The 13,810-nt window shown below is 41.3% G+C and carries 13 protein-coding genes; all 13 read left to right on the plus strand.

Features of this window, described 5'->3' with window-relative positions; translation table 11 throughout:
* On the plus strand, positions 1-1,695 hold a 1,695-nt coding region (locus GXZ17_RS04865; protein WP_409376163.1), incomplete at its 5' end, for an ABC transporter substrate-binding protein.
* Positions 1,696-1,969: 274 nt separating this feature from the next.
* Positions 1,970-2,980 carry an ABC transporter permease gene (locus tag GXZ17_RS04870; RefSeq protein ID WP_409376164.1) on the plus strand — a complete coding sequence of 337 codons (1,011 nt, stop codon included), beginning with the start codon at positions 1,970-1,972 and terminating at the stop codon, positions 2,978-2,980.
* A gap of 9 nt (positions 2,981-2,989) precedes the next feature.
* The gene (locus tag GXZ17_RS04875) at positions 2,990-3,853 is read left to right on the plus strand and encodes an ABC transporter permease (RefSeq protein WP_409376165.1); all 864 of its coding nucleotides are present in this window, start codon (positions 2,990-2,992) and stop codon (positions 3,851-3,853) included.
* A 6-nt stretch (positions 3,854-3,859) separates the two neighbouring features.
* Positions 3,860-4,885, plus strand: a complete 1,026-nt coding sequence (locus GXZ17_RS04880; protein ID WP_409376166.1) for an ABC transporter ATP-binding protein — start codon at positions 3,860-3,862, stop codon at positions 4,883-4,885.
* Entirely contained in the window at positions 4,860-5,873 is a 1,014-nt protein-coding gene (locus GXZ17_RS04885; RefSeq protein WP_409376167.1) for an ABC transporter ATP-binding protein, read from the plus strand. The genes GXZ17_RS04880 and GXZ17_RS04885 overlap by 26 nt, the downstream gene beginning before the upstream one ends.
* A gap of 137 nt (positions 5,874-6,010) precedes the next feature.
* Entirely contained in the window at positions 6,011-7,306 is a 1,296-nt protein-coding gene (locus GXZ17_RS04890; RefSeq protein ID WP_409376168.1) for an ABC transporter substrate-binding protein, read from the plus strand.
* 177 nt (positions 7,307-7,483) lie between these two features.
* The gene (locus GXZ17_RS04895; protein WP_409376174.1) at positions 7,484-8,557 is read left to right on the plus strand and encodes a carbohydrate ABC transporter permease; all 1,074 of its coding nucleotides are present in this window, start codon (positions 7,484-7,486) and stop codon (positions 8,555-8,557) included.
* A gap of 8 nt (positions 8,558-8,565) precedes the next feature.
* The gene (locus GXZ17_RS04900; protein WP_409376175.1) at positions 8,566-9,420 is read left to right on the plus strand and encodes a carbohydrate ABC transporter permease; all 855 of its coding nucleotides are present in this window, start codon (positions 8,566-8,568) and stop codon (positions 9,418-9,420) included.
* A gap of 129 nt (positions 9,421-9,549) precedes the next feature.
* The gene (locus GXZ17_RS04905; RefSeq protein ID WP_409376169.1) at positions 9,550-9,756 is read left to right on the plus strand and encodes a cytidylyltransferase domain-containing protein; all 207 of its coding nucleotides are present in this window, start codon (positions 9,550-9,552) and stop codon (positions 9,754-9,756) included.
* Positions 9,753-10,205 carry a cytidylyltransferase domain-containing protein gene (locus GXZ17_RS04910; protein WP_409376170.1) on the plus strand — a complete coding sequence of 151 codons (453 nt, stop codon included), beginning with the start codon at positions 9,753-9,755 and terminating at the stop codon, positions 10,203-10,205. The genes GXZ17_RS04905 and GXZ17_RS04910 overlap by 4 nt, the downstream gene beginning before the upstream one ends.
* 105 nt (positions 10,206-10,310) lie before the next feature.
* Positions 10,311-11,663, plus strand: coding sequence for a 3-deoxy-D-manno-octulosonic acid transferase (locus GXZ17_RS04915; RefSeq protein WP_409376171.1), 1,353 nt, complete (start codon positions 10,311-10,313; stop codon positions 11,661-11,663).
* On the plus strand, positions 11,656-12,573 hold the full coding sequence (locus GXZ17_RS04920) for a lysophospholipid acyltransferase family protein (protein ID WP_409376172.1): 918 nt from the start codon (positions 11,656-11,658) through the stop codon (positions 12,571-12,573). The genes GXZ17_RS04915 and GXZ17_RS04920 overlap by 8 nt, the downstream gene beginning before the upstream one ends.
* 566 nt (positions 12,574-13,139) lie before the next feature.
* Positions 13,140-13,810 (plus strand): aldo/keto reductase (locus GXZ17_RS04925; RefSeq protein ID WP_409376173.1); only part of this gene is annotated, 671 nt, incomplete at its 3' end.

Here is a 13,810-nt window from a genome sequence, read left to right on the forward strand (position 1 = left end):
CTTCAACAAATGTTGATGGATGCTTTATGGTATGTAGATCCCCAGACAGGTGAATGGATTAATGCTTTGGCTGCAGAAGAGCCAGAATATAACGAAGATTTCACTAAAATGACCATAAAAATCAGGGAAGGCATTTACTGGAGCGATGGCGTACCATTTACTGCTGATGATGTTGTATTTACTGTTAAAAATATTCAAAGCCATCCGGGAATGAACTCTCAACCTCAACTTCAAGAGTACGTGAAAGATATTTATAAAACAGATGATTATACAGTAGAGATGGAACTTACCAAATCATATTCTAGAATGCATAACATATTTACTTCTCTGGTTTACGGAGCTCTTTTTATGCAGCCCAAACACATATGGGAAGAAATTGAGAATCCCTTGACCTTCGATTTCAACCCCCCTGCCTCGCTGGGCCCGTATGTACTCGATAGTTATGATCCTCAGGGATACTGGTTCTTGTTTAAAAAACGCGATGACTGGCAAAGGACAAGCGTTGGACAATTGTATGGAGAGCCAAAACCAAACTATGTACTCTTCATTTACTACGGTGCAGATGATAGAAAAGTGATGGCCCAAGCCAGGCATGAATTGGACATGATTTTTGATTTAACTCCTGAGGCATGGGAAGTTTTAAGAGAAAGAAATGAACACTCGGTTGTATGGTATCGGGATTTCCCATGGGCATGGATGGATGATGTAAACTCAAGAGGAATGTTCCTCAATAATGCCAGATATCCTTTTGACATTAAAGATGTAAGATGGGCGCTAACCCTGGCAACAAACATAGAAGAAATCATTATATCGGGATATGCAGGAATAGAGAGGGTATCACCTCTGCACTCCTGTCCCACTCAATATTTCACGGAAATTTACTTTAAACCATTAGAGCCATGGCTCGAGGATTTCACCATAGATGGTGACTATAAGCCATATGATACAGAAGTAGCTTATAGAATTGCAGAGTGGGCTGAAGAGCAATATAACATAGAAGTAGAAGATCCTGAAGCTGTCTGGGGAATCGGTTGGTGGAAATACGATCTTCAAAAAGCCGAAGATTTACTTTTGAAAAATGGATTCTCTAAGGATCAAAACGGAAAATGGCTATTACCTGATGGGACTCCCTGGAAGATAAGTATAATAGCCCCTGCTGATTTTGAAATAGACGCAACCAGGCTCGCTTTTGCAGTTGCAGATCAGTGGAGAAAATTTGGAATTGAGGTAAATGTTGAAACTTTAGAATCAGGTCCATTTTTCTCCAGACAGGCTATAGGAGATTATGATGTAGGATCTTTCTGGGGTGGGATGTTAGCCTCTTCTGGTATTCCAGATATATGGACGTTTATAAATGGTTTTAAATCCGAATTCTTGCAACCTTTAGGAACTGCTGTGACTACCGCAAACAATTACCGATGGAAAGTTCCTGAGAGAGTGGATCAAATAATAGATGAGATGGGTACTTTGTATCCTGGTGATCCTAAAATAATAGAGCTGGCTCAGGAATTTTATAAACTCGCAGTAGAAGATATGCCCACCATTCCTATGGTAATAAACAAAAAATTTAACGCTAACGACAATTATTATTGGACAAATTACCCCAGTGCTGATAACCCTTATATGGCAAATGTTTGTTGGTGGGCTGAATTCAAGTTTATGTTTCCCAGGATTGAGCCTACCGGAAGAGAATAAGTTCTTCTAATCCAGAGCTGGTTGAGCCCGCTCATTTGAGCGGGCTCAACTTAGAAATGGGGATTCTAAATTTAAGGGTAAAATCTATAAACTGAGAAATTTTTAACGGGATTTTTTGATAAAGCACGGTGTATATAGCTTATGCGAAGAAGATAATGCCGGGAAGTTTAAGATCAAGTGGGAATGGGTATAAAGTTAATTATAATAACGCTCTTAAAGCAGGTTACATAGCTCCCAAAAATAGCGTTATTAAGAAAGTGGAGGGAAAAATTTTGTGAATGCCTTAAAAACTTATATTCTTCCTCGCTTAATTCAGTACTTAGTAGTTATTTTTATTGGAATAACCATAACTTTTATAATTCCCAGATTAACTCCTATAGACCCTGTACAAAACGCTATTAACCGCCTTACATCATACGGAGGAATATATATGGAGCCACAGGCGGTTGAGAGCCTACAAGATACTTTGAAAGAATTATACGGATTAGAAGGAAGCTTACTGGAACAATATTTTGCTTTCTGGAAGCACCTTTTTGCTCTGGACTTTGGACCATCTTTATCCATGTTTCCAACTCCGGTCATAGAAATTATTGCAAATTCTCTTTCCTGGACTGTTTTTTTGCTTTTAACGACTTTGCTAATATCCTGGATAATTGGAAATATCCTTGGAGGGCTAGCGGGATATTTTAAAGACAAAAAATGGTCTAACGTGTTAGCTATCATAGCTATGAGCATATACCCTATTCCATATTATGTTATGGCATTGATTTTAGTAATTTTGTTTGTATATGTGTTTCCGGTGTTTCCGATGATGGGAGGTTATAGCATAGGAGTGCAGCCTTCCCTAACTTGGGCTTTCATTTTAGATGTTTTAAGACACAGTATATTGCCTGCTATTTCTCTCATAATCATTGGAATTGGTTGGTGGTTTTTAAGTATGAGGTCGATGACCTCCAATGTGGTAGCTGAAGATTATGTTACCTATATAGAATTTGCAGGTCTGCCCAGATATAAGGTGCTGTTCAGTTATGTCATGAGAAACGCCATACTTCCCCAGGTAACTGCTTTAGCTCTACAAATAGGAGGTATATTTAATGGAGCGGTTATAACTGAGGTAGCTTTTTCTTATCCGGGGGTGGGGTTATTATTAAAAAATGCCATTACTAACGGAGACTTTAATTTGATGATGGGAATTGCGGTTTTCTCAATAATAGCTATAGCTACTGCTTCCTTGGTTATAGATTTATTGTATCCTTTGTTTGATCCAAGGATAAGGTATAGATAAGGTGATGGGATGTTTGTCATATTAAAAGATCTCTTTAAAAAAGATAGAAAATTTCTTTTCGGTTTTACTGTGATATGTATTTTAGCCTTTTTAGCTATATTATCATTTTTGTCTCCCTATGATCCCCGAAGCTGGAGTGTGGTTCCCAAGGACAGGCCTCCCAGTTTTCAATATATTTTAGGAACCAACTCGATGGGGCAAGATATATTTTGGAACACCACTCATGCGTTGAAAAATTCTTTCGTATTGGGAATAACCACCGCGGTTGTGGCTACTATTATCGGTACTATTGTGGGCCTGATAGCAGGGTATAGAGGGGGAACACTGGACAAAGTTTTAATGTCTATAAATGATAGTTTCATAGTTTTACCGTCTTTGCCGATTCTTGTCTTTCTCTCTTTCTCTTTAAGGGGAAAAATGACCATGTTTGTTCTAGGATTGACGCTTTCCGTATTCTCATGGCCCTGGGGAGGCAAACAAGTCCGGGCACAAGTCTTAAGTTTAAGAGAGAGAGAATTTACTTACACATCGGTTTTTTCGGGAATGAATATGTGGAAGGTAGTTTTTCGAGAACACTTGCCTTTTGTTATTCCGTGGGTTATCGCAAATTTTATAAATACGATACTATGGGCGCTGGGAATGGAAATTACTTTGTCAGTGCTTGGCTTAACAAGTTTGGAAACTCCTACAATTGGAACCACAATTCACTGGGCTATGCAATATCAAGCCATCTTTAGAGGAATATGGTGGTGGTTGCTTACCCCTATAATTCTTTGTGTCTTGCTTTTTATTGCTTTGTATATGCTTTCCGTGAGTATAAGTGAGTTTTTGGATCCGAGGACCCGGTTGCAAAGAATAAAGATGGGAGGTTAATTATAGATGTCGCTTCTGGAAGTGGAAAATCTCTCTGCTTATTACATCACCCATGCCTATGGGGTACAAAGAGATGTCCGAGCAGTAGATAATATTACATTCTCAATGGAAGAAAATGAAATTGTGGGGTTAGCAGGGGAGTCGGGCTGCGGGAAAAGTACTTTAATCAAAGTACTTTTAGCTATAATAAAACCTCCTCTCCGGGTTTTGAGTGGTCAAGTTAACTATTCTTATGATGATAAAAAATTTAATCTCCTGACCCTAGAGGGGAAACAATTAAGAAGGGTACAATGGGAAGATATATCCTATATTCCCCAAGGCTCTATGAGCACTCTGAACCCGGTGAGGAAAATTAGAAAAACTTTTGAGGATGTTATAAAAGCTCATAAAAAGAGTGAAAGTAGAGAGGAATATGAAAGACTTATGGAAGAGCATATAAAATACCTGGGCCTTCCTTTAGAAGTTTTAGATTCCTATCCCCACCAACTTTCTGGAGGTATGATACAAAGAACTACAATAGCTCTGGCAACTATTCTGAAGCCTAAAATAATATTTGCTGACGAACCTACCACAGCTTTGGATGTTGTGGTTCAAAGAGGAGTAATACAGATGCTTAAGCAATTACATGAAGAACAAAAAAATACGATGCTGATAGTAACTCATGATATGGCGGTACATGCTAATGTGGCAGAAAAGATAGCGATTATGTATGCGGGAAAAATAGTGGAAATAGCTGAGAAAAAAGAGTTATTCACCGCTCCGAAACACCCTTACTCTCAATTTTTAATACAGTCTTTACCCAGGATTGGAGATAAGAGGCGAAGGACCAGTGCTCCCGGGAACCCCCCATCTTTAGCTGATCCTCCACCTGGATGTCGATTCCATCCCCGATGCCCTTATGTGAAAGACGTATGTAAGAGGCATATACCTAAGCTCATAGAGTATGAGGAATCTCATAATATAGCTTGTTTCTTATACTCCTCTGAAATAGAGGAAGGTGAGGAAATTGTCCAGGAAATTATTAGAAGTTAAAAGTGTTGTAAAAATCTTTCATATAGGTGGAAGATTTTTAGGGACTAAATTAAAGGCAGTTAATAATGTGAGTTTTGATATAGATTCCGAAAAACCTGAAATATTAACTTTTGCAGGGGAAACAGGTAGTGGAAAGACAACGCTGGCCAGGATGATTCTGGGGCTGGAACAACCAACTTCGGGAGAAATAACATACAAGGGGAAAAACGTCAGCCATATCCAGAAAAGAGAAGAATTACTAGAATACATGAAAGAAGTTCAACCCATATTTCAAAACCCCTTCGAAACTTTTAATCCCCTGAGAAAAGTAGATTCTTATCTTTTCGAAACAGCGGGAAATTACAATTTGGCAAAAACTAAGGGAGAAAAAGCGAAATTAGTTGAGGAAGCCTTAAAATCGGTGGGACTGACTTTAAATGAGGTGCAGGGTAGATACCCTAATGAATTGTCAGGAGGACAGCTACAAAGAACATCGGTAGCGAGAGCCTTAATAACAAGGCCTTCTCTGCTAATAGCTGATGAGCCCGTTTCTATGGTTGATGCCTCTTTGCGAATGTCTATAGTCAACTTATTCAGTGACTTGAAAGAAGAATACAACGTTACTGTTTTATACATAACCCATGACCTTGCCACTGCATACTATATAAGTGATAGGATTGCGATAATGTTGAGAGGGGATGTAGTAGAGTTTGGAAATATCGACAAAGTTATGCTTTCTCCACTTCACCCTTACACCCAAATATTGTTAAAATCGGTTCCCCAACCAGATCCCGAGGGAACGTGGAAAGAAGATATAAAACTATCTTCTCTTGAAGTAAAAGAGTTTTCAAGGTTGGGCTGCAAATTCTACGAAAGGTGCCCTTCGGCTATGAAAATCTGCGAAGAGGTTGAACCGCTGAGTGTTTTTAGAGACGGAAGAGAGGTAAAGTGTCATCTATATTCTGAGGAATTGAAAAAGGAAGAAGAAACATTACCTGGAAGTTTTTGATTCCTATTTGAGTTTTAAGTTATAGGAGGTGATGCGGGGAGGTGTGGCTAAAAGAGAAAGAACTGATAAGGTAATTCAGGTAGTAATCGGTGATAAGGTAATTGGTATGATTAATTTCTAAAGAGGGGGTAATAAAAATGAGATTGAATAGATACCTTGTTGCGGTATGCAATTTGATTATTGCCATATTTTTAATTGGTGGTCTGGCGATGGCTCAGGAAAAAGTGGTGATTACTGTTGCTGCTGGAGCAGTAGGCCAGGAATTGGAACTTACCAGAGAAGCAGCTCAACGGTATATGGAAGCCCACCCCGATGTGGAAGTGCGAGTAATCGACACTCCTGATTTGGCAACTGACCGCTATGGGCTGTATCTTCAGTTCTTCGAAGCCCGTAGCTCGGACATTGATGTCTATCAAATAGATGTAATCTGGCCGGGAGACCTGGCTGAGCATCTCTTAGATCTCTACGAATTCGGAGCAAAAGAAATTGCCGATGAGCACTTCCCGGCTATTATCGAGAATAACACCGTTGACGGTCGGCTGGTGGGAATACCCTGGTTTACCGATGCCGGCCTTCTTTATTATCGAACTGACCTTCTGGAAAAGTACGGATTAGAAGTGCCCAAAACCTGGGCCGAGTTTGAGGAAGTTGCTCGAATTATCCAGGAAGGTGAACGAGCAGAAGGCAATGAAGATTTCTGGGGGTTTGTCTGGCAGGGTAATGCTTATGAAGGTCTTACCTGTAATGCTCTGGAATGGATTTGTAGCAATGGTGGTGGCACCATAATCAGTCCGGATGGCGTAATTACCATTAACAACCCCAATGCCATAGAAGCTATCGAGATGGCCGCACGCTGGGTAGGCACTATTAGTCCTGCAGGAGTAACCGGTTTTGCCGAAGAAGATGCCCGGAGCCTTTTCCAGTCTGGTAACGCTGCTTTTATGCGCAATTGGCCTTACGCTTACGCTTTAGGGCAATCCGAAGAAAGTGTAATTGCCGGTAAGTTTGATGTTGCTTCTCTACCTGCTGGGCGATCTGGCCATGGTGCCGCAACATTAGGTGGCTGGCAGTTAGCGGTGAGTAAATATAGCAACAATCCGGAGATAGCTGCTGATGTGGCTCTGTTTATGGCTTCTCCCGAAGAACAGAAAATTCGAGCTATTAAAGGTTCTTTTACTCCTACCATTATGACCCTTTACGAAGATCCTGAAGTTCTAGAATCCGCTCCTTTCTTTGGCACTCTTTACGATGTATTAATCAACGCTGTGGCTCGTCCTTCCACAGTAACTGCTCCCAACTACAACGAAGTATCTACTCTCTTCTTCCGGGCCGTGCACTCGGTTCTTACCGGGGCTAAAGATGCAACCACTGCTCTTGAAGAACTGGAACTGGAACTTCAAGCGCTCACCGGTTTTGAAATCGGAGAACCATAAAAGACCAAAAGCTCCAGCCCGTTACAAGGGCTGGAGCTTTTTTATCTGATTTTACGCTGACCGATGTAGGGGAAATAAAAGGAGAGGAGGTGGAATTCGGTTGCTTTTTTTCCGCGGTCAGTTTGGTTTTTCATAAAACCAGGCTAAAGGCCTTGCTGGTAACCGGAGAAAGCTATGATGTTTAAAAAAAATGCCAGCTCAAAATTGCTACAGTGGGAACAAAGACTGGCATACCTTTTATTGTTACCCACTTTTGTGGTATTGATCGTGGTTGCTCTATACCCCCTGGGGCTGGTTTTTGTGACCAGTTTTACCGACCGTACCTTTGCTAGCCCACGTGAGCCAAATTACGTGGGATTAAATAATTATACTCAGCTACTGGGTATGACCATCCGTGAACTTCCCCCCTTAATTGATGAAGAAACTGGTCTTCAGGTTGTAGATCCGAAAACTGGAGGACCACTGTATGAACGTCCACTGCGCGTTCTTCCCCGAGAGCCACGTCGATACCGGGAAGTAACCCAGTTTTCGCTCTTTGGCAAACGCTATGTTCTGGGGGCTACTGATCCTGATTTTATCAAAGCGGTACGGGATACTCTGGTCTTCACTGTAGTATCAGTTCTTCTGGAAACCATTCTGGGACTGGGTATTGCACTGGTTGTAAATAGTCCTTTTAAAGGACGAGGTGTGATACGGGCAGCAATGCTGGTTCCCTGGGCGGTGATTACCGTTGTTTCAGCCCGGATGTGGCAGTGGATGCTTGCTCCCACTCGGGTAGGTGTAATTAATGTGATTTTTCAGATGTTAGGATTAGGAGATGGGAACATTGCCTTTCTTACTCAACCAGAATGGCAACTTCCATCGATCATTATGGTGGACGTATGGAAAACCACTCCCTTCATGGCTTTGCTTCTTTTAGCTGGGTTACAGCTGATTCCTGACGAGCTGTATGAAGCTGCCCGAGTGGATGGGGCAGGTCCTATGCGTCAGTTCATTTCCATCACCATGCCGCTTTTGAGGCCCACTATGGCGGTAGCTCTGGTGTTCCGCACCCTTGACGCTTTACGAGTGTTTGATGTATTCCAGGTGATGTTAGCTCAGAGTCGCTATTCGATGGCCAGCTATAATTACTATCAGTTAATTGGAAACCGAGCGATGGGAAAGGCTTCCGCGATCGGGGTAATTATATTCATCTTCATTTTTATTTTTGCTGTGCTGTACATCCGGATGCTGGGGGTGGAGACAGATTGAGTAAATCTATGACTAAATTAGTTAACCGAGTTGTTTTTTGGATAATCGTCGGGCTTATTATGCTGTACCTATTGTTTCCTTTTTACTGGGCAGTGAATTCTTCGTTGAAAAACGAGAATCAACTGATGATGACTCCAACTACATTTATTCCCCGTGACCCGGTAACGAAGGAGTTTTCTCCCACTCTGGATAATTACCGAGCAGTGTTTCAAAGTGACCAGTTTATCCGGGGTTTGCGCAACAGCGCTATCGTAGCCGGTGCTACTACCCTTTTGTCTTTAGCCATAGGTTCATTTGCTGCTTTTGCTCTCGGAAAGCTCCGCTTTAGAGGGAAATCCTCAGCACTCTATATAGTTCTTTCTATGACCATGTTTCCTCAGGTTACCATTTTACCTGGGCTATATGCAGTAATTACCGGCTTGGGCCTCACTGCTATTCCGGGGATGATTTTATCCTATCTGATTTTTACTCTTCCGTTTACTGTGTGGGTGCTTACCTCTTTTTTCCGGGAGCTTCCTATAGAACTCATGCAAGCAGCTCAGGTAGATGGCGCGACCCCTTTTCAGGCTTTCCGATTAATTCTCTTGCCCCTGACCGCGCCAGCTCTGGTAACAGCCGGTCTTTTGGCTTTTATAGCAGCTTGGAATGAATACTTGTTTGCTCTAACTTTTACCGCAATTGAACCGGCTTCTAGAACTGTTCCGGTGGCTATTGCTCTCTTTCCAGCGTTGGTTGCCCGTCAGGAGCCATTTGGAGAAATCATGGCTGCTGCTGTGGTGGTAACCATACCGATAGTTGTGTTGGTCTTAATCTTCCAGCGGCGAATTATTGCCGGGCTTACAGCAGGAGCCATAAAAGGGTAGAAAGAAGTCTAGATATTTTTCCACACAATTTGTTATAAAGCCCTCGTATGCTTGACAAATTGTTTTCAGAGAGATTAAATAAAAACTGGGCACTTTTCTCAAGTGGATGTAAAAGGCCGGTTTTATTTTATGAGAAGCAAGGGATTGGCAAAAATTTGTTCTATTTCTATCGAAAAAACATTGAATAAAGGTGATTGTTTCAAATCGATAGTGGTTATTTCGGCTCGTTACCAATCTAGCCGCCTTTCAGGCAAAACCTTACTACCTATAGATGGGGTTCCGATGGTGGTTAAAGTAATGCAACAAGTTCAAAAAAGCGGTAGGTGTATAAAGTGATAGTGGCTACCGACCACCCTGATATTCTTCAAGCAGTGGAGTCTTTCGGGGGAGTGGCACAAATGACCTCATCTACTTGTGAATGTGGAACTGACCGAGTAGCCGAAGTAGCTAAAATGTATCCGGAATATGATTTAGTAATAAACGTTCAGGAAGATCAGGTGGAGTTTTCTCCTTCAGCATTGGATGACTTAATTCTATCTTTGGAGCATGATTCTTTGGCTTCCATGGCTACCCCTATTCAATTGCTCCAGGATGAGGAGGCTTTTAATAACCCTAATGTGGTTAAAGTAGTTTGTGACCAGGATTTGAATGCTCTCTATTTTAACCGTTCCCCTATTCCTTATTCTCGCTCAAACCAGAGTCCTTGGTTTAAGCATATAGATGTTTATACCTTTTGGAGAGATTTTTTTATTTCAATTTGCTTCCTGGAGTCCCACTACACTTGAGAAAAGTGAATCTTTAGAACAGCTCCAAGCGCTGAAACAAGGGAAAAGAATCAAGTGTGTTTTTGATGACGGGTGAAAGCTGGGATATTAGCAACCGCGAGGACTATGATAGATATTTGGCCAAGAAAAAAGAAAATGAGTTCTGACCAGGAACAGTTAAAATTACCCTGGTTTTACCAAGTACTTCATAACTTTTATATCTTTCTTTTGGGGTTGATTGCGGCTGTTTTCTACCCTTATATTAGTAGGTTTTATGCTTTTTCACCGGCCTCTCTTTACTCGAGCAGTAAGATTAAACAAAGTAACCAGCGACCCAAAATCTGGATTCATGGAGCCAGTGCTGGAGAAATTGGGGCGGCCTTGTCTCTTTGCTCTTGTCTGCGAGAGCGATACCCTCACTCTTATATAGTGTGTTCAGCCGCGAACCCTGATGGGAAAAGAATGGCTCAGGAAATACTTGCTCCTTTGGTGAATGAGTTTATTTCCTATCCGCTTGATCTTTCCTGGGTGGTCTCCCGCTTTTTAGACTTTATTCAACCTGATATATTTATCACTATGGAAGCGGAGCTTTGGCCCAACTTTCTTTTTTCAGCAAAAAGAAAAGGGATAAAATGTTATTTGGTAAGCGGCCGGGTTTCTCAACAAACTTTCTATTGGACACAGAAAATCAAAAATTACTGGCGAAACGTTTTACTTAGCTTTGATACTCTGTTTATGGCTGATCAATTAAGCTACGAACGGGTTTTGAAATTTGGTTTACCGGAGGACAAAGTTTTACTTTTGGGAAATATCAAGACTGATGCTCTTTATGAGCGGAAGAAGAAGTCACAGCCTGAGCGTTTGGCTCAAAACCTGGGTTTGGCAGCAGATCTCCCGGTGATAGTAGCAGGGAGCATTCATAAAGAAGAAGAAGAACTCATACTGGAAGCATTTGATAAGGTACGAAAAATGGTACCTCAAGTTAAAATTATTATAGCTCCTCGCCACTTAGATTGTTGTTCGCAATTAGTTCAGCTTTTTAAAGAGAAGAATTTTGCAGTAACCTCTCTTTCTAAGTTACCAGCAGATGAGGAGTGGGAGGTGCTGATAATTGATCAGATGGGGGTGCTTTTTGATTTTTATGGTTTATCTCAAGTTGCCTTTGTGGGGGGTAGCCTTTGTAAAAATATGCGAGGTCACAATATCTTGGAGCCGGCTATCTGGGAAATACCAGTTTGTTACGGTCCCTACGTGGCATCATTTCAGGAAGTTGCTTCGGTTTTAAAATCTAAGGGACTGTCTCGGGTAGTACATAACTCAGAAGAATTGGCTTATGCCTGGTATCAGGGGATTACTGATACCGAATGGAGAAAAAACGCCCAAATGGAAGCTCATCACTATTTTGCTCAAGCTGGTCGAATAACTGAAAAGGTAGTAGATATAATAACCAAAGATTGGGAACAAAGTAGGAATGCCTAACCAAAAAAGAAAATGGAAAGTTTCTTATCTGGGAAAATGGTTGTTAGAAAGAGTGGTTGTTCCTTCTCTCCTGAAAATTTTGGAGGGTTTAGTTTTAATTTTTCCTCCTGTTGCCCTCAAAAGACTTGCCTTTTCCTTGGGAGACTTAATCTATCATTTACCTTTTTTCGATCCTCAGCTGGCTAAAACCCAGTGGATGAATATTATGGGAGAGAAAGATGGAAAAGTGGTTAATCGCCATATCCAGCAAGTGTTTCACCACTTTGCCCTATCTTTTATGGAAGTGGTACTATTGAAAAAGAAAGGAGAGCGAGTGCTGGAGGATCTGGTGGAAAAAGTAGAAGGAGAGGAATTTCTGAAAAAAGCTCTATCTCAAGGGCGGGGAGTAATTTTGTTGACTGCTCATTTAGGAAACTGGGAGGTTTTGGGAGCCTGGTTGGGTAGTCAAGGTTATCCTACTGCTACTCTTGTTCGTTCCCCTTCGGTTCCGGCTATTCGGCGATTTATGGAAGAGTTGAGATCCGTTATGAAATTGGAGATGGTAGAACGAACCAACCTGCTTCCAGTTCGCTCACTCCTGCAAGAGGGCAAAATACTGGGAGTATTGGCCGATCAATACGCACTAAAAGGAGTAACTTGCGATTTTTTAGGCCAAAAGACGCTCTCTCCTGCTACTCCGGCTGTTTTCCATCTTCGATTGGGAAGTCCAATTATTCCGGCTTTTATTGTCCGCCAAGGAGAAGAGATGAAACATCAAATTACCTTTCTTCCCCCCTTAGACTGGCCTCTCACTGCTTCTTATCAAGAAAATATTGTTCGAGGGACGGCTCTCTGTAACCAGATTTTAGGAGAGTTCATTCTCCGCTATCCTGAACAATGGAATTGGTTTCACCGTAGGTGGCGGGATTAGCTTATGCACTCTACTCTTGCTAAATTTGTCAATTCTTCCTGTTTTTCAATATCTCTTCCGTTCCCAATGGTAAGCCAGTGTTTAAGGTATTGTAATGGAAATATATGAACGAAAGAAATAGCAATATATGCTTTTATGCTGGAAGCTTTGATAACTAAAGGATTATATTTTTGAGAAGAACCGCAACCGAAGTTTTCTCTGCCATTAAAATAGTGGAAGAAGAAGCTTTCTGAAAAATTTGGGGGTATAAGTTTATAAATATGGTACTTGGATTGCTGACTTGGGGATTAGTAGCTGTGATATAGTGAGATAGCAAGAAGAGGCAATTGCATCCATATTTACATTGTATTTCTATCTTAGAGTTTTACTTGAGTTATCGGAGCTTCCTGATATGCAATTCCCTGAGACCGAATTTTGGCAGTTACACTTTGGCTGCCTTGCTGTTGATAACAATGGTAATCATTTTTCAAAGAGGAATTGTAAAGGACTGACTGCTGGAGTAGTAAAAGGATGATGGGAAAGTAGTATTTACATGGTAAAATTAAAAAAAATGAGGAGGTAGAGGAATGCAGTATATAGACTTATATGGAGCTCGAGTTCCGGTTATCGGTTTAGGAACCTGGGATTTGCGAGGAGAAACTTGCGAGAGAGCAGTGTTAAGCGCTCTTAATCTGGGATATCGTCATATTGATACTGCTCAGTCTTATGCTAACGAAGAAGAGATAGGAAGAGCGCTGCAGAATTCTTCAGTTCCCCGGGAAGAAATTTTCCTCACCACTAAAGTTTGGTATACTCACTTGCGTTATTCTGAAGTTATCCAGACTCTGGAAGAAAGTTTACGAAAGTTAAAAACTGACTATGTAGACCTCTATCTTATTCACTGGCCCAGCGAAGATGTTCCCTTAGAAGAAACTATGAGCGCCATGATTGAGGTAAAGGAAGCAGGAAAAACCAGATATATTGGAGTCAGTAATTTTGATATTCCTCTTTTAGAAAAGGCTCGACAGATTTCTCCTTATCCTGTTCTCACTGACCAGGTGGAATTTCATCCCTATTATTCTCAAAAAGAGCTTTTGAGCTATTGTCAGAAAAACAAGGTCATCCTTACTGCTTATTCTCCTTTAGCAAGGAGAAGGTTGAGTGGCGATTTGTTGTTGCAGGAAATAGGCAAAAAATATGGTAAAACGGCTAATCAAGTAGCCCTGCGCTGGTTAATTCAGCAGGAAATGGTAGCAGC

The sequence above is a fragment of the Candidatus Sordicultor fermentans genome, from assembly GCF_012728195.1.
GTDB classification, from domain to species: Bacteria; Atribacterota; Atribacteria; order Atribacterales; family Caldatribacteriaceae; genus Sordicultor; species Sordicultor fermentans.

Bases quoted from the DNA above. Each gene is read 5' to 3' on its own strand.
- GXZ17_RS04875 (WP_409376165.1), top strand. From the start codon at position 2,990: ATGTTTGTCATATTAAAAGATCTCTTTAAAAAAGATAGAAAATTTCTT.
- GXZ17_RS04880 (WP_409376166.1), top strand. From the start codon at position 3,860: ATGTCGCTTCTGGAAGTGGAAAATCTCTCTGCTTATTACATCACCCAT.
- GXZ17_RS04890 (WP_409376168.1), top strand. From the start codon at position 6,011: ATGAGATTGAATAGATACCTTGTTGCGGTATGCAATTTGATTATTGCC.
- GXZ17_RS04895 (WP_409376174.1), top strand. From the start codon at position 7,484: ATGTTTAAAAAAAATGCCAGCTCAAAATTGCTACAGTGGGAACAAAGA.
- GXZ17_RS04900 (WP_409376175.1), top strand. From the start codon at position 8,566: ATGACTAAATTAGTTAACCGAGTTGTTTTTTGGATAATCGTCGGGCTT.
- GXZ17_RS04905 (WP_409376169.1), top strand. From the start codon at position 9,550: ATGAGAAGCAAGGGATTGGCAAAAATTTGTTCTATTTCTATCGAAAAA.
- GXZ17_RS04915 (WP_409376171.1), top strand. From the start codon at position 10,311: ATGATAGATATTTGGCCAAGAAAAAAGAAAATGAGTTCTGACCAGGAA.
- GXZ17_RS04920 (WP_409376172.1), top strand. From the start codon at position 11,656: ATGCCTAACCAAAAAAGAAAATGGAAAGTTTCTTATCTGGGAAAATGG.